The organism is Protofrankia sp. CiP1_Cm_nod3, from assembly GCF_982290655.1.
The window spans coordinates 13,499-28,134 of the sequence record NZ_CEVIVD010000041.1 but is presented as its reverse complement, the minus strand read 5'-3'; the positions used below and the strand labels follow the sequence as shown (position 1 = coordinate 28,134).

Sequence of the window (14,636 nt, the reverse complement as noted above, 5' to 3'; positions counted from 1 at the left end):
GGCGGACGCCGGCCCGCGACCGGGCGGGATCGGGCCGGACGGTATCGAGTAGTGTTTGCGACGTTGCCGCTGGTCGGTCCACGCGGGTCCGCTCCGCGTCCGGCCGTGTGCGGCATTGTCCCTCCTGCCACGGAACCCTCCGTGGCCGCCCGAGTCCACAGGAGGTGGGTTCACCCTTGCCACGGCATTACGAACTGATGGTGATCCTCGAGCCGGATCTTGAGGATCGCACGGTGGCGCCGTCCCTCGACCAGTACCTGACCGTCGTCCGCTCCGGCGGCGGCGTGGTGGAGAAGGTCGACGTCTGGGGCCGCCGCCGGCTCGCCTACGAGATCCGCAAGAGTTTCGAGGGCATTTACGCCATTATCGACCTGCACGCCGAGCCGGACGTCGTCGCCGAACTCGACCGTCAACTCGTCCTCAACGAATCGGTGATCCGTACCAAGGTGATCCGGCTGCCCGAGAAGAAGCCGCGGCGGCGGGCCGCGGCCTGAAGGGAGCGGCCCCATGGCCGGTGAGACAGTCATCACGGTGGTCGGGAACCTGACGAACGATCCCGAGCTCCGTTTCACGCCCAACGGCGCGGCCGTCGCCAGCTTCACCGTCGCCTCGACCCCGCGCACCCTCGACCGGGCCACCAACGAGTGGAAGGACGGGGACGCGCTGTTCCTGCGCTGCTCCATCTGGCGGCAGGCCGCCGAGCATGTCGCGGAGTCGTTGCAGAAGGGCGCCCGGGTCATCGTCCAGGGCCGGCTCAAGCAGCGGTCGTTCGAGACCCGCGAGGGCGAGAAGCGGACCGTGGTCGAGCTGGACGTCGACGAGATCGGCCCGTCGCTGCGGTACGCCACCGCCAAGGTCGTCAAGGCCGGTCGTGGCGGTGGCCCTGCCGGCGGCGGATACGGTGGGCAGCCTGGCGGATACGGTGGGCCGCCGGCGTCCGGAGGGCCGCCCGCGGGCGGTGGCTACGGCGGGCCGTCCGGTGGCGGCTCGGGGTACGGCGGCGGGCCTGCCGACGACCCGTGGTCGGCGTCGCCCGGCGGCTACTCCGAGGAGCCCCCGTTCTGATCCGGCCGATCCCCAGCAGCGCCTGACCGGGGCCGAGCCCACCGGCGTCGGGCCGAGGCCCTGACGCCGGGACGAAGCCATGACATAGGAGTGCACGATGGCCAAGGCGGCCGTGCGCAAGCCGAAGAAGAAGGTTTGCGTGTTCTGCAAGGACAAGACCGACTACATCGACTACAAGGACACCTCGCTGCTGCGGAAGTTCATCTCCGACCGTGGCAAGATCCGCGCTCGGCGGGTGACCGGCAACTGCAGCCAGCACCAGCGTGACATCGCGATCGCGGTGAAGAACAGCCGGGAGATGGCCCTGCTGCCCTACACCTCGACGGCCCGCTGAGGAGGATGACGATGAAGCTCATCCTCACCCATGAGGTGCCCGGCCTCGGCAGCCCGGGTGACACGGTCCAGGTCGCTGCGGGGTACGGGCGCAACTACCTCATTCCCCGCCGGTACGCGATCGTGGCCACCCGGGGCGCCGAGAAGCAGATCGAGCAGATCCGTCGGGCCCGGTCGGCCCGGGAGATACGCGATCTCGGGCAGGCGAAGGAGATCGCCGGCCAGCTCGCTACCCTGCCGATCCGGCTGGTCAGCCGGGCGGGCAAGGAGGGCCGGCTGTTCGGTTCGGTGACAGCGGCGGACGTGGTGGCGGCCGTGGCCGCCGCCGGCGGCCCGGACCTGGACCGTCGACGGGTCGAGCTGCCCTCGCCGATCAAGGCGCTCGGGTCCCACACCGTGTCGGTGCATCTGCACCAGGAGGTCGTGGCGACCGTCAAGCTGGACGTCGTCTCCGCCTGATGACCGCCCGCCCGCGGCCGGCGCCCTGACGGGGCGGGCACGGGCAAAGGCCACGCGATGATCTCTGTCGCGTGGCCTTTGCCTTGGGCGCGCACGCTCCTGCTGGGCCGGCCGATGCCGGCGTCGCGGTCACCTGTTGTGCTTCCTGGGCGGCTGACCGTCAGGCGGCTGGACGTCAGGCGGCTGGACGTGCGGAGGCCGGTTCGGGGGTCCGCGTACGATTCGTCGTCGAATTTCTTCCATCCACAGGGGATGGACGGTGATGACGCCCTTCCTGCGCTGATAGCAGCACAGTCGACGCCGGCGCCGACTGGTTGTCCACAGCCCCGACGGGCTTGTCCCAGCGATTTCCCCAGCCTTTCCGGGGTTGTACACAAAGTTATCCACAGAGCCTGTGGATAACTTTTTGGCTGCCGGCCGGGCCCGCTCATACAGTCGACGCCCGGTGGAGTGCTCGACGAGACACCTCTCGAGGATTGACGGGGCCACCACCGTAGGCGAACATATGTTCGACTACGGTGTGGTGTGGAACTGTACCGCGCGGGACGGCACTGCGCGGGACCGTACTGCGCGGGACTGTGACGCGCGGGAGAGGGGCAGGCATGACGGGGGCCACGATCATGACGGGGTCACGGCCATGACGCTGACCGATGTCGACCGCGCCCGGGCCGCTTCCGGCGGGCCGGTCGAGCTCGACCGCACGCCGCCGCATGATCTGGCCGCCGAGCAGAGCGCGCTGGGCGGCATGATGCTGTCGAAGGACGCGATCGCCGACGTCGTCGAGGTGCTCTCCGCGAGCGACTTCTACCGCCCCGCGCACAGCACGGTCTACGGCGTCATCGGCGATCTCTACGGCCGTGGCGAGCCGGCTGACGTGATCAGCGTCGCCGCCGAGCTCGCCCGACGGGACCTGCTCGAGCGCGTCGGCGGGCCGGGCTACCTGCACACCCTCATCTCCAGCGTCCCGACCGCGGCGAACGCCGGCTACTACGCCCGCATCGTCGCGGAGAAGGCTGTTCTGCGCCGTCTCGCCGAGGCGGGCACCCGCATCGTCCAGCTCGCCTACGGCCCCGCCCAGGACGTGGACGAGGTGGTCGACCGCGCGCAGGCCGCCGTCTACGAGGTCACCGAACGCCGCTCGAGTGAGGACTACGCGCCCCTCGGCGACCTGCTCAACCCCGCGCTGGAGGAGATCGAGGCGATCGCGGGGCACGACGGCGCGCTGACCGGCGTCCCCACCGGCTTCAACGATCTCGACGAGCTGACCAACGGTCTCCACGGCGGCCAACTGTGGATCATTGCGGCCAGGCCCGCCGTCGGCAAGAGCACACTCGGGCTGGACCTCGCCCGGTCCGCGTCGATCCGTAACGGCATGACGTCCGTGATCTTCTCGCTGGAGATGAGCCGGATGGAGATCACCATGCGGCTGCTGTCGGCGGAGGCGCGGGTGTCCCTGCAGAACATCCGCACCGGCCGGCTCACCGATGACGACTGGGCCCGCCTGGCCCGCCGGATGGGCGAGGTCGCCGACGCGCCCCTGTTCATCGACGACAGCCCGCACCTGACCATGATGGAGATCCGGGCGAAGGCCCGCCGCCTGAAGCAGCGCAACGGCCTGCGGATGATCGTCCTCGACTACCTCCAGCTGATGTCCTCGCCGAAGCGCACCGAGAGCCGCCAGCAGGAGGTCAGCGAGATATCGCGCTCGCTCAAGCTGCTCGCCAAGGAGCTCGACATCCCGGTGGTGGCGATCTCCCAGCTCAACCGTGCCTCGGAGCAGCGCGCGGACAAACGCCCGCAGATCTCCGACCTGCGCGAGTCCGGCTCCCTGGAGCAGGACGCGGACGCCGTGATCCTGCTGTACCGGGAGGACGCCGTGGAGAAGGAGTCGGCCCGCGCCGGCGAGGCCGACCTGATCGTCGCCAAGCACCGCAACGGCCCGACCGGCACCGTCACCGTCACTTTCCAGGGCCACTACTCCCGCTTCATGGACATGGCCGGCTGACCCGAACAGCCAGCTGACCCGAACAGCGCGACGCTCCACACCACCGATCAGTTCAAGATCTCCAGTCGCCGCTCCACCCTCCCGTATCGACCCGCCCCTACCGGCCTCGCAGGTGATCGACATCAAAACATGCAGGTGATCGGCATCGAAGGACGCAGGTGATCGGCACTGAAGCGTGCAGGTGATCGGCATTCAAGGCTGCGGGAAATCGGTACCCTGAGATCATGGATGCTGCCGGCTACGTCCCGCGGATGGTGGACTCCCTGCTCTCGGAGCTGGTGACGCAGCTACCGGCGTTGCTGATGGTGGGCCCCCGCGCGACCGGCAAGACAACCACCGCGCGTCGGCTGGCCCGCTCCACCGTCCGTCTCGACCGTCCAGTCGAGGCCGCTGCCTTCCGTGCCGATCCGGACACGGCGCTGCGTGCGCTGCCCGAGCCGGTCCTGCTCGATGAATGGCAGGAGGTCCCCGATGTCCTCGGCGCGGTGAAGAGAGCGGTCGACGACGACCCCCGGCCGGGCCGCTTCCTGCTGACCGGCAGCGTCATGGCCGACCTGGAGACCCGGACCTGGCCGGGTACCGGGCGTGTGATCCGGCTGCCCCTCTACGGGCTCACAGTAAGGGAGGCCGATCGGCGCTCGCCCGGGACACTGTTCATCGATCGTCTGGCCACCGCCGAACTCGACGCGCTCACCGTGCCCGCGGACCCGCCAGATCTTCTTGGCTACATCGAGCTCGCCCTACGCGGCGGTTTCCCGGACACCGTCCTTCGCCTGAGCGGTCTGGCCAGGCGCGCCTGGCTGACCGGCTACCTCGACCAGTTGGTCACCCGCGATGCCCAGCACGTCGAGTCCCGCCGCGACCCCGACCGGCTCCGCCGCTATGTCGAGGCCCTCGCGCTCACCACCGCCGCCGTCACGACCGACGAGACCATCGTGCGCGCCGCAAACCTGGACCGGCGGACCGTCGTCGCCTACGAGCGGCTCATGACCAATCTCTTCGTTCTCGACCAGATACCGGCATGGTCCACCCAGCGGCTACAGCGCCTGGTCAAGAGGCCCAAGCGCTACCTCGTGGACTCGTCACTGCTCGGTGCCGCGCTGCGGGCCACGCCACGCGCGGTCCTGCGCGACGGCCACCTGCTCGGGCGCGTCATCGACACGTTCGTCGTCGCGCAGATCCGTCCCGAACTGGCCCTCAGCCCACTGGAGCCCAGGCTCTATCACCTGCGCCAGGAGGACGGCCGTCGCGAGATCGACCTGCTGATCGAGCTCGGCGGCGACCAGGTCATCGCACTGGAGATCAAAGCCACCGCGGCGCCGAGCACGTCCGACGCCCGCCACCTCGTCTGGCTACGCGACCAGCTCGAAGAGCGCTTCGTCGCCGGAGCCGTCCTGCATACCGGCCCCCGCGCGTTCCGCATCGACGACCGCGTCTTCGCCCTGCCGATCAGCACCCTCTGGGGCTGACAGCCACCTCACGGAGAGAACCGGTGCTCGTAGCGGCGCTGTCCGCATCCGCCGGTTGGCTTCCTCCGGTTCGTTGTCCGCGGCAGCGGCGATGCCGGCGGCGGTCGCGGACAGACCAGCGCCACTTCCGTTCGGTGCCAGCCGCGGGGCAAGGTAGTAGTCCATCATCCAGCAGCCGATTCCTGGTGGATCCACCATTGGAGGGCTTCCTCGGCGCCGAGGGTGTCGCGGTGACGAGGGCCGAGGATCCGGCGGCGTCTGGCCAGAATGTCCTCGCCAAGGGCGCGGGCATCCTGATATCGGCCGAGTCTGCCCAGATAGACGACGAGGTTGTAGGCCGAGGTGAGGCTGTCGGGGTGGTCGGGCCCGAGGACACGACGGCGTCGGGTAAGTGGGCTTCGCCCAGCACGGCCTTGCCACCGGGCTCGCGGCGGTTGCCCTGCCGGGCCCGGGGCGTGTGGTCAGCGTTGTTCGGAGAGGATCTGGTCGATGTAGGCGCGGCGGTGGCGGTCGAGGATCGGGTTGATGTCGGTGGTCGCCTTGCTCTCGAGCTCAGCGAAGATCCGGAGAAGAACCCGGACGGTTTCGGGCTTCTTGTGCGACACCACGGACAGTATCGCCTCGGTGAGCGCGCGGTTCTCGTCCAGTATTTCTATGCTGCTGGACGGCGGCACCACGAGCTCGGTCCCGTTGGGGACCAGAGCGATGGTGATGTTCGGCCGGCTGTCCGCGAGATCCCGGATGCGGTCGATTTGGGCGATCATGGCCGCGGGTGCCGCCACCGGATAGGCGAGTACCGACTCCAGCAGCACGAAGTAGAAGGTCCGCCGTTCGTCGTAGAGGATGCGCTGCCGTTCCATCCGCAGGGCGACCGCCTGGGCGCCCTCGGCGAGGTAGTCGATGTCGAACAGCTCGCAGAAACGCAGGATGATCGCCTGTGCGTACTCGCTCGTCTGCAACAGGCCGGGCACGAGGGTCGGCTGGAAGAAGCGGACGACCTGGGCGGCGGACTCGTGCTCAAGGTACTGGGGCTGGAAGCGGCCGATGTAGGGGCTGGGGTCGATGACCGGGTCCGCGCCGGACACAAGGCGTTCGGCGGCCTGCCGGAACTGCGACACCACAGGCTCCGGCTCGTTGAGGGCACGCACGATTGCCTCGACGTCGTCAGGGCCGGGTGTGACCGCGCCGGTCTCTATCCGGGAGATTTTGGACTGGCTCATCCCGGTCCGGCCGGCGAGCTCCTGGCCGCTGAGCCGGTGCCGGTGCCGCAGGGCCGCGAGTTCGGCTCCCAGCTGCGCCCCGGCCGCTCGGCCTGACGCGTCGTCGTCCGGGAGGTTCCTCATGCCATACCCTTCCGAGTTGGTCCGGAGATCCGAGCGGCCCAGCTCCCTGGCTGGCCGGAATGACAGCGGCGCGGTGACGGGTGATGTTCGCGCCGCCGCGGCGGCTCGTGCGCGGGTTCGTCGTGTGCGGGGTTCCTTCAGGCCGTGTGGGTGAGCTGGCCGGGGGCCGGTCAGGCCTGGAGCGCCTGGGCGGCCTGGCGCAGGAGCGCGACCGGGATGCGGACCATGGACTCGCCGTCCGGCATGTTGTGACCGGAGTTGACCACGTATCCCTGTACCAGGACGGTATCGGGGCCCTCCTGGTAGACGGTTGGACAACTTCCCGAATAGTCGCAGGATGTAGCAATGACTATACCTGGCGTGCTGGTGCTCACGGTGGCTCCTGGTCGCGATGAAGGGCAGGGCGGAACGGCCCGGTGTCCGGCGGGTCATGGTCGGCGCGATCGTGTTTTCGCGCCGGGGCTGCGGGAACAGAGCCCGCAAGGCCCGCGGGGCCGGGCTCCCGACTCCCGGGGTCGCGGAGGCCCTACTCATCTTCCTCCGGACGCCGGCGGGTCGTCTATGCTCGTCGAGTCGTCGGCTATGCGGGTGGGCTGGCCGACTGGAGCATCGACGAATGGCTCGCCTCTTGTGGGGGCTGACCAGCATCCTAGCCGGCCTGCTGGGCTGGTTGCCCGACTGGGCTCCGGTCCGGGAGCGGGCGCGTGGGAGCGGCGAATCATCAAGATCATTTATCCATCCGCCCTTGTGGGTGGGTGGATTATGAATTGTTCGATCTTCATGAATAGTTCTTGCGTTACCACAGTTTGGTCTGCATAGTGGAGGCATCTCGCCGCAGCGAGGCGGCCCCTCCTTCTCAGGGATGTGGCGCTATGAGGCAGAGTCCGCGAACCGCGAGACCGATGCCCTGGCCTGATCAGGTGTCGGTTCGCGGGTTCATCCGAGGGCCGCCGGGCGCTGGGCCACTCCTGATTATGCGTATGGCATGAGGACGCTCCGGCGCGTCCCGGTGGGCGGATTCACCTGATCTCAGGGGTGGGCCGCTCTTCGTCGTCTCCGGGCTTTCCAGGCCCTCGGGCGGGCGGGGTGAACCATACTCGCGCGCTCTTCGGCCAGCGCCCGCGCGGACCGGGGCGGCGGTCCATGCGATCCCGGATCCCGCGGCCGCGCAAGACGATTCCTGAGAGTCCTGAGATTCCTGAGAGACACGGGAGAGATGTGGAAAGGTAGCAATGAGCATCTATTCGGAAACAACGACCATGTCGGGCAGCTCGCCCGGCGCGGTCGGCGGGAGGGTGTTGGCGCACCCGCCCGCCGAACCGGACCAGTCTGACCCGCACCCCGGTTGGCCCCGGTGGGAGAACGGACCGTCCTCGACAATAGTCCTTCTCCCGCGTCCGCTGTTCCAGACAGGTAACCGCTTGGTATCCAGCTTCCGGATCCACGTTGTCGACCAGCCCCGGCGGGAGGAGCGATGACCACCCAGGTGTCCGCCGCGGCAGTGGCGCTGGCGGACGGCAGCCAGTCGATCACACTACCGTCCACGAACGCGATGATCATGATTGGCGTGGTGCTCAGCGGGATCGCGCTCGTCAGCGGCCGGCTGCTGGTCGCGGCCGTCCTCGCGGTCGTGACGGTGGGTATCGCAGGCCTTGCCTCCATCGCCGCCACGGTGTCCGGGCCGGACGATGTCACGCGGAGCGTGACAGCCAGCATCGCCATGCTGGTCGGCCCGCGGCTGCTACGGGGCAGCGCGGCGCTGGTTCCAGCAGGTGACAAGCGTCGGCCCGGCTGGCGCCGGCTCCGCCGGCAGCGGCCGGATTCGGTGCCGGCCGGACAGCCCGCCCACCCCGCCGAGGAGAACTCCGGCCACTCGCGGGAGAACTCCGGCCACCCGCGGGAGAACTCCGGCCATCCCAGGGGGGAAAAGCAGGTCGTGAGAAAGGATGCCTGAACATAGAAGCGGCTCTCCTTTCCGTCCGGGGCCGGGCAGGGCCTGGCCCCGGACGGAAAGCGTGGGCGGGGGACGGCGGGCTACCCGCCCGCGCCTTCCGTCCGCGTCTTTTCTGTTTTCCGGGGATCGGGCGACCGGGCGACCGGGATTCGGGCGACCGGAGCGCTCGGGCCGGACCCGCGCATGCCAGACTTGGGCCATGACCGCTGCCGAGGACGGCGCCCAGGGCTCGCCGGTGCTGGAAGTCGCCCGTTTCGACGTCGTGCCCGGCCAGGAGGAGGCGTTCGCCGACGCCTACCGCCGCGTCGTTACCGAGATCACCACCTGCCCCGGCTGCCGGTCGGCGCGGCTGGCCCGCGGGGTGGAGACGCCGTCCCGGTTCGTCCTGTTCGTCGAATGGGAGAACCTGGACGCGCACCTGGTGACCTTCCGCACCTCCGACCGGTTCACCCGTTGGCGGGCGGCGCTGGGTCCCTTCTTCGCGCAGCCGCCGAGCGTGGAGCACGTGACCGAGCTGTCGTGAGCACCTTCGCCAGCTATTTCTTCTTCGCGCCGGTGTTCGCGGTCGTCTTCGGCTTTCTGGGCTGGATGGTCCCGGCGCTGCTCTTCCGTGGCGCGGTCGCGCGCCGCCGGGTCGGCGTCCAGACCCTTTTCCGGACGGGATACGCGATCATCACCGTCGTCAGCCTGTTCCTGCTCGTGCTCGGGACGCGGACGAGCCAGCGGGTCCAGCACTCCGACGGGACCGTCGGGTACGTGACCGGCCCTCGCGACCACGATGTGGCCCCGCTGCTGGGCACGGCCGCGTCCTTCGTGGTCGTGTGGCTGGTCCAGCGCCAGTGGCGGCGGTGGCGGCTGCGCCATGGCGGCCCCGGTGGCCCCGGCCGCTTCGGCGGGCTGGGCGGCCGGTGGTGGCCGCGCCGCGGTGGCCCGCGCGGCTTCGAACACGACGAGCGTTAGGCTTGAAGTGGACGGGTGGGGCCCGGCAGGCGGGTTCCGGCGGCTTTCGAGCGGCTTGATGCCTGGCACCTGATGCCCGGTACGGGTGTGCCCGCGGCCCCGGCGTGACCCACGTCCGCGCCGATCGATCGCCGTGAGGACTGCCCGATGCCTGTTCTGCGTTCCCGTACCACCACCCACGGTCGCAACATGGCCGGTGCCCGCGCGCTGTGGCGCGCCACCGGCATGACCGACAGCGACTTCGGCAAGCCGATCGTGGCGATCGCGAACAGCTTCACCGAGTTCGTGCCCGGCCACGTGCACCTGCGCGACCTCGGCCGGATCGTGTCGGACGCGGTCGCCGAGGCCGGCGGCGTGGGCCGGGAGTTCCACACGATCGCGGTCGACGACGGTATCGCCATGGGCCACGGCGGCATGCTCTACTCGCTGCCGTCCCGCGAGATCATCGCCGACAGCGTCGAGTACATGGTGAACGCGCACTGCGCGGACGCGCTCGTCTGCATCTCGAACTGCGACAAGATCACTCCTGGGATGCTGCTGGCCGCCCTGCGGCTGAACATCCCGGCCGTGTTCGTCTCCGGCGGGGCGATGGAGTCCGGCCGGGCGGTCGTCAGCGGCGGGGTGGTCCGCTCGGGGCTGGACCTCATCTCCGCGATCGCGGCCTCCGTCGACCCCGCGGTCGGGGACGCCGAGCTGGACGCGGTGGAACGCTCCGCCTGCCCCACCTGCGGGTCCTGCTCCGGGATGTTCACCGCGAACTCGATGAACTGCCTGACCGAGGCGCTCGGGCTCGCGCTGCCCGGCAACGGCTCCACGCTCGCCACCTCCGCGGCCCGCCGTGACCTGTTCGTCCGCGCCGGGCGCACGGTGGTGGATCTCGCGAAGCGCTGGTACGACAAGGACGACGACACGGTGCTGCCGCGCTCGATCGCGAGCGCCTCGGCCTTCCGCAACGCCTTCGCCGTGGACGTGGCCATGGGTGGCTCGACCAACACCGTGCTGCACCTGCTGGCCGCCGCGGCCGAGGCCGGGGTGGCGGTCACCCTCGACGACATCGACGAGATCTCCCGCACGGTGCCGTGCCTGTGCAAGGTGGCGCCGAGCTCGGACTACCACATGGAGGACGTCCACCGCGCCGGTGGCATCCCGGCCATCCTCGGCGAGCTCGACCGGGCCGGCCTGCTGCGCCACGACGTCCACTCGGTGCACGCCGCGAGCCTGGCGGAGTTCCTCACCCACTGGGACGTCCGCCGGCCGGGCCCGGCACCGGAGGCGGTGGAGCTCTTCCACGCCGCCCCGGGCGGCGTGCGCACGATCGAGCCGTTCTCGTCCACGGCCCGCTGGGAGTCGCTGGACACCGACGCCGCCGCCGGCTGCATCCGCGACGTCGCGCACGCCTATTCCGCCGACGGCGGCCTGGCGGTGCTGCGCGGGTCACTGGCGCCGGACGGCGCCGTGCTCAAGACCGCCGGGGTGGAAGCCGGCCGGCTGACCTTCCGCGGCCCCGCCCTGGTGCTGGAGAGCCAGGAGGAGGCGGTGGAGGCGATCCTGTCGAAGCGGGTCACTCCCGGTGACGTGCTGATCATCCGCTACGAGGGCCCGCGCGGCGGCCCCGGCATGCAGGAGATGCTGTACCCGACGGCCTTCCTCAAGGCCCGCGGGCTCGGCCCGCGGTGCGCGCTGGTCACCGACGGCCGGTTCTCCGGCGGCTCGGCGGGCCTGTCCATCGGCCACGTCTCGCCCGAGGCCGCGCACGGCGGCGCGATCGCGCTCGTCCGCGACGGTGACATCATCGAGATCGACATCCCGGCCCGCCGGCTGGACCTGCTGGTGGACGCCGACGAGCTCGCCGCGCGGCGGGCCGAGGTGGAGGCCGCCGGCGGCTACCGGCCGAAGGAGCGCCAGCGCCCGGTGTCGGCGGCGCTGCGGGCCTACGCGGCGATGGCGACCTCGGCGTCCACCGGTGGCGCCCGCGACGTCTCCCTGGCCGGCGGCTGACCGGGGCTCGCCGCCTGGTCAGCGGGTCCGGCTCGTCGGCCGGGCCCTGCCTGCCGGGCCCGGCCCGCCGAGCCCGGCAGGCGCTGGTCCTTGCCTGCCGGGCCCTGCCGGCCGGAGTTGTCAGGCGGGGACGGCGAGAGCGAGCCCGAAGTCACCGGCGGGGTCGGTCCACCAGCGGACCATGGCCAGGCCCGCCGCGGCGGCCTCGGTGGCCAGGCCGTCCCGGGTGAACTTGGCGCTGATCTCGGTGCGCATCTGCTCGTCCTCGGCGAAGGACACCGACAGGCCCAGCGCGCCGACACGGACCCGCTGGTCGCGGACGGAGCGCAGGCGCATCTCGATCCAGGAGTTCGCCGCGTCCCACCGGGCCACATGGGCGAACCCGCGCGGGTCGAAGTCGGCGTCGAGTTCGTGATTGATGACCGACAGGACGTTGCGGTTGAACGCGGCCGTGACGCCGGCGCTGTCGTCGTAGGCGGCCACCAGCCGGGCTGGATCCTTGACCAGGTCGCAGCCCAGCAGCAGCATGTCGTCACTTTTCAGGTGGGCACGCATGCTGGTGAGGAATGTGTGCCGGGCCGCGGGCGCGAGATTGCCGATCGTCCCGCCGAGAAACGCGACCAGGCGGCGGCTGGCGTCGGGCAGCAGGTGGAGATGACGTTCGAAATCGCCGACGATCGCGTGCACGCTCACCGCCGGGTATTCCTGCCGGATCGCGGCCGCGGCCTGGGAGAGCACGGAGTCGTCCACGTCGAACGGGACGAACCCGCGCAGGTAGCCGCCGCGCTGGAGGGCGTCGAGCAGCAGGCGGGTCTTGGCGGAGGTCCCGGAGCCGAGCTCGACGAGGGTGTCCGCCCGTGACATCACGGCGATCTCGCGGACGTGGCTGGCCAGAATCGCCCGTTCGGCCCGGGTGGGATAGTACTCGGGCAACCGGGTGATGGCGTCGAAGAGCATGCTCCCGTTGGCATCGTAGAACCACTTGGGTGGTAGTTCCTTCGGATTCGACGTGAGCCCGGTGCCGACGTCCCTGGTCAGTGCCGTGGTCCGGTCGGACGCGGTGAGATGCCGATCGAAGACGATTTTCGGGTCGAGATCGCCCCTGGCGGAACCGACATTGGTGAGACCGGTGCTGGACGCTGTCATGAGCTGTAACCTCCGGGAGCGTTAATGCAACCGAGAGTAGCTGAATCTCAGGTCAAATTACTGACGATGACATTGCGTGTGTCAGCTACGAGCAATTGATGATCATCGAGATCGATCCATCCGTCTCCGTCATCGCTGGGTTCGCTGGCCACCTCGACTCCGCCGCCGGACTCCATATCGCTCTCTGTGCTGGCCTCGATGCCGATTCCGGTGTTCTCGCGGCCGGACACGCGGTACGACAGGGTTTCACCCCAGGTTGTCGCCACTATTTGCGATCCGTCGGTTACCAAAAGATTGAGACGGGCCGCGCCGTCCCTCCTGCCCGCCGCGACGACGACCTCCGCGACGGCGTCCGCGAGACGCGCGCCCGCGGCCAGCCGCTGCCACACCACGGCCGCCAGCAGCGCGGAGTCACAGCGCGAGTCGGGCACCGGCGCTCCCCGCGCGCCCCGCAGCAGGCCCAGCGGCACCGTGAGATCCACCCGTCCGTTGTGGCTGAGCAGGTACCGCCCATCGGTGTACGGCGCGGTCGCGGTCTCCTCGACGGGCATGCCGACGGTGGCGTTGCGGACCGCGGCCAGCACGCAGCCCGAACTGATCACGCCGGCGAGGGACGCGAACGAGGCGTCGGTCCAGATCGGGACGGCGCGGCGGTAGCGGGCCGGCTCCGTGCGAATCTCAGGGGCGTACCATCCGGCGCCGAAGCCGTCGGCGTTGATCCGGCCGTGCAGCATCCGCCGCGGCTCCCAGGCCTGGCGCAGCAGGCCGTGCGGAGGATCATGCAGGAGCGAGGCCAGTGTCCGTGGTGTCCCCAGCCACGCCATGTGACGACACAACCGGAATCATCCTTCTTCCCTCAGTATCGGGCTCTTTGCTCGTCATCGTCGGTGACCAGCTTCGATGGTTAGCTTCGATGGCCGGGTTCGGTAGCCGGGTTCGATGACCGGATCTGGTGGCCAGGGTGCGCGGGAGGCGCGGCCGCACCTCCCGCGGCCTGCTGGCTTCCACGGTGGCGCGGTTTGTCAGGCGTCGCGCGCGAGCCGGAAGCCGGCGAAGATCTGCCGGCGGATCGGGTGGTCCCAGTTACGGAAAGTAGCCCTAGCGGTGCTGTGATGCGTCGCCCAGGAGCCACCGCGCAGCACCTTGAACCCGGCGTACTCGGTGACATCGACCGCCCCGACCGCCCCGACCGCCCCAGCGGCACCGTTCGCCCCGGCGTGCCCGGCCGCCCCGGCGGGCGGCTCTTCGCCGGCGCCGGCCGCGGGTGGGAAGAACACCTCGCTGTACTCGCGGTAGGGGAACGACCGGAAACCCGGGTAGCCCACGAAATCCCCGGCCGTCCACTCCCACACGTCACCGATCATCTGCTCGACGCCGTACGCGCTCGCGCCGGCCGGGTACGCCCCCAGCGGTGCGGGGCGGGTGGCCGCCTGGCCCAGGTTGGCCCGCCGCGGCGTCGGCTCGCTGTCCCCCCAGGGAAAACGTCGCGAACGCCCGGTGACGGGATCGTGCGCGCACGCCTTCTCCCACTCGGCCTCGGTGGGCAGCCGCCGGCCCGCCCAGCGCGCGTGCGCCTGCGCCTCGTACCAGCAGACATGCTGGACGGGCTCGTCCATCGGGACCGGCTCGTCCCGGCCGAACCGGCGGTGGATCCAGGTGCCGCCCTCGCGGCGCCAGAACTGTGGGGCGGTCAGGCCCGCCCGGCACCGCCACGCCCAGCCGGCGGCCGGCCACAGGCGTTCGTCGTGATAGCCACCGTCCTCGATGAACGCCGCGTGCGCGGCGTTGGAGACCGGCAGTGTGCCGATGAAGAACGCCGGTACGTACACCCGGTGAGCGGGGCGTTCGTTGTCGTACGCCCAGGACGTGCCGGCGGTGTCGCCGTCGGTGCCCATCGTGAACTC

At 70.2% G+C, this 14,636-nt stretch carries 15 protein-coding genes and 1 pseudogene; 10 read left to right on the top strand and 6 right to left on the bottom strand.

The genetic code is table 11. The features are described 5' to 3' along the window. The first annotated feature begins 176 nt into the window (after positions 1 to 176). The 6 genes from rpsF (at position 177) to AC5LUJ_RS10560 (ending at position 5,331) form a co-directional block, all read left to right on the top strand. Positions 177 to 494, top strand: a complete 318-nt coding sequence (gene rpsF, locus AC5LUJ_RS10585; RefSeq protein ID WP_445548589.1) for a 30S ribosomal protein S6 — start codon at positions 177 to 179, stop codon at positions 492 to 494. Positions 495 to 507: 13 nt separating this feature from the next. Next, positions 508 to 1,065, top strand: coding sequence for a single-stranded DNA-binding protein (locus tag AC5LUJ_RS10580; protein ID WP_250281515.1), 558 nt, complete (start codon positions 508 to 510; stop codon positions 1,063 to 1,065). A gap of 97 nt (positions 1,066 to 1,162) precedes the next feature. After that, positions 1,163 to 1,399, top strand: coding sequence for a 30S ribosomal protein S18 (gene rpsR / locus AC5LUJ_RS10575; protein ID WP_013875613.1), 237 nt, complete (start codon positions 1,163 to 1,165; stop codon positions 1,397 to 1,399). A gap of 11 nt (positions 1,400 to 1,410) precedes the next feature. Next, positions 1,411 to 1,857 carry a 50S ribosomal protein L9 gene (gene rplI / locus AC5LUJ_RS10570; RefSeq protein ID WP_250281516.1) on the top strand — a complete coding sequence of 149 codons (447 nt, stop codon included), beginning with the start codon at positions 1,411 to 1,413 and terminating at the stop codon, positions 1,855 to 1,857. 637 nt (positions 1,858 to 2,494) lie between these two features. After that, entirely contained in the window at positions 2,495 to 3,862 is a 1,368-nt protein-coding gene (gene dnaB / locus AC5LUJ_RS10565) for a replicative DNA helicase (RefSeq protein WP_250281567.1), read from the top strand. 224 nt (positions 3,863 to 4,086) lie between these two features. Continuing rightward, positions 4,087 to 5,331, top strand: a complete 1,245-nt coding sequence (locus AC5LUJ_RS10560) for an ATP-binding protein (RefSeq protein WP_250281517.1) — start codon at positions 4,087 to 4,089, stop codon at positions 5,329 to 5,331. Between the two features lie 164 nt (positions 5,332 to 5,495). Here the strand turns inward: AC5LUJ_RS10560 and AC5LUJ_RS10555 are convergent. The 3 genes and pseudogenes from AC5LUJ_RS10555 to AC5LUJ_RS10545 form a co-directional block, all read right to left on the bottom strand. After that, positions 5,496 to 5,723 (bottom strand): annotated as a pseudogene (locus AC5LUJ_RS10555) (tetratricopeptide repeat protein); the annotation flags it as partial. A 69-nt stretch (positions 5,724 to 5,792) separates the two neighbouring features. Then, positions 5,793 to 6,674 carry a helix-turn-helix domain-containing protein gene (locus AC5LUJ_RS10550; RefSeq protein ID WP_250281519.1) on the bottom strand — a complete coding sequence of 294 codons (882 nt, stop codon included), beginning with the start codon at positions 6,672 to 6,674 and terminating at the stop codon, positions 5,793 to 5,795. Between the two features lie 170 nt (positions 6,675 to 6,844). Beyond that, positions 6,845 to 7,048: a hypothetical protein gene (locus AC5LUJ_RS10545; RefSeq protein ID WP_250281521.1), complete on the bottom strand. Its 204-nt coding sequence runs from the start codon at positions 7,046 to 7,048 to the stop codon at positions 6,845 to 6,847. Between the two features lie 1,100 nt (positions 7,049 to 8,148). Here AC5LUJ_RS10545 and AC5LUJ_RS10540 point away from each other — a divergent pair. The 4 genes from AC5LUJ_RS10540 (at position 8,149) to ilvD (ending at position 11,586) form a co-directional block, all read left to right on the top strand. Then, positions 8,149 to 8,628 (top strand): hypothetical protein, encoded by a 480-nt coding sequence (locus AC5LUJ_RS10540; RefSeq protein WP_250281522.1) that lies wholly within the window; start codon positions 8,149 to 8,151, stop codon positions 8,626 to 8,628. 199 nt (positions 8,629 to 8,827) lie between these two features. Further along, entirely contained in the window at positions 8,828 to 9,151 is a 324-nt protein-coding gene (locus tag AC5LUJ_RS10535) for an antibiotic biosynthesis monooxygenase family protein (protein WP_250281524.1), read from the top strand. Next, on the top strand, positions 9,148 to 9,588 hold the full coding sequence (locus tag AC5LUJ_RS10530; RefSeq protein WP_250281527.1) for a hypothetical protein: 441 nt from the start codon (positions 9,148 to 9,150) through the stop codon (positions 9,586 to 9,588). Before AC5LUJ_RS10535 ends, AC5LUJ_RS10530 begins: the two co-directional genes overlap by 4 nt. Before the next feature lie 147 nt (positions 9,589 to 9,735). Beyond that, on the top strand, positions 9,736 to 11,586 hold the full coding sequence (gene ilvD / locus AC5LUJ_RS10525) for a dihydroxy-acid dehydratase (protein WP_250281528.1): 1,851 nt from the start codon (positions 9,736 to 9,738) through the stop codon (positions 11,584 to 11,586). A gap of 120 nt (positions 11,587 to 11,706) precedes the next feature. Here the strand turns inward: ilvD and egtD are convergent, their stop codons facing one another. The 3 genes from egtD to AC5LUJ_RS10510 form a co-directional block, all read right to left on the bottom strand. After that, entirely contained in the window at positions 11,707 to 12,732 is a 1,026-nt protein-coding gene (egtD, locus tag AC5LUJ_RS10520) for an L-histidine N(alpha)-methyltransferase (protein ID WP_250281530.1), read from the bottom strand. A gap of 47 nt (positions 12,733 to 12,779) precedes the next feature. Further along, positions 12,780 to 13,568, bottom strand: a complete 789-nt coding sequence (gene egtC, locus AC5LUJ_RS10515) for an ergothioneine biosynthesis protein EgtC (protein ID WP_250281532.1) — start codon at positions 13,566 to 13,568, stop codon at positions 12,780 to 12,782. A gap of 186 nt (positions 13,569 to 13,754) precedes the next feature. Beyond that, a partial coding sequence (locus AC5LUJ_RS10510; RefSeq protein ID WP_493464846.1) for an SUMF1/EgtB/PvdO family nonheme iron enzyme occupies positions 13,755 to 14,636 on the bottom strand: 882 nt, incomplete at its 5' end.

Bases quoted from the DNA above. Each gene is read 5' to 3' on its own strand.
- AC5LUJ_RS10580 (WP_250281515.1), top strand. From the start codon at position 508: ATGGCCGGTGAGACAGTCATCACGGTGGTCGGGAACCTGACGAACGAT.
- rpsR (WP_013875613.1), top strand. From the start codon at position 1,163: ATGGCCAAGGCGGCCGTGCGCAAGCCGAAGAAGAAGGTTTGCGTGTTC.
- rplI (WP_250281516.1), top strand. From the start codon at position 1,411: ATGAAGCTCATCCTCACCCATGAGGTGCCCGGCCTCGGCAGCCCGGGT.
- dnaB (WP_250281567.1), top strand. From the start codon at position 2,495: ATGACGCTGACCGATGTCGACCGCGCCCGGGCCGCTTCCGGCGGGCCG.
- AC5LUJ_RS10560 (WP_250281517.1), top strand. From the start codon at position 4,087: ATGGATGCTGCCGGCTACGTCCCGCGGATGGTGGACTCCCTGCTCTCG.
- AC5LUJ_RS10550 (WP_250281519.1), bottom strand. From the start codon at position 6,674: ATGAGGAACCTCCCGGACGACGACGCGTCAGGCCGAGCGGCCGGGGCG.
- AC5LUJ_RS10540 (WP_250281522.1), top strand. From the start codon at position 8,149: ATGACCACCCAGGTGTCCGCCGCGGCAGTGGCGCTGGCGGACGGCAGC.
- AC5LUJ_RS10535 (WP_250281524.1), top strand. From the start codon at position 8,828: ATGACCGCTGCCGAGGACGGCGCCCAGGGCTCGCCGGTGCTGGAAGTC.
- ilvD (WP_250281528.1), top strand. From the start codon at position 9,736: ATGCCTGTTCTGCGTTCCCGTACCACCACCCACGGTCGCAACATGGCC.
- egtD (WP_250281530.1), bottom strand. From the start codon at position 12,732: ATGACAGCGTCCAGCACCGGTCTCACCAATGTCGGTTCCGCCAGGGGC.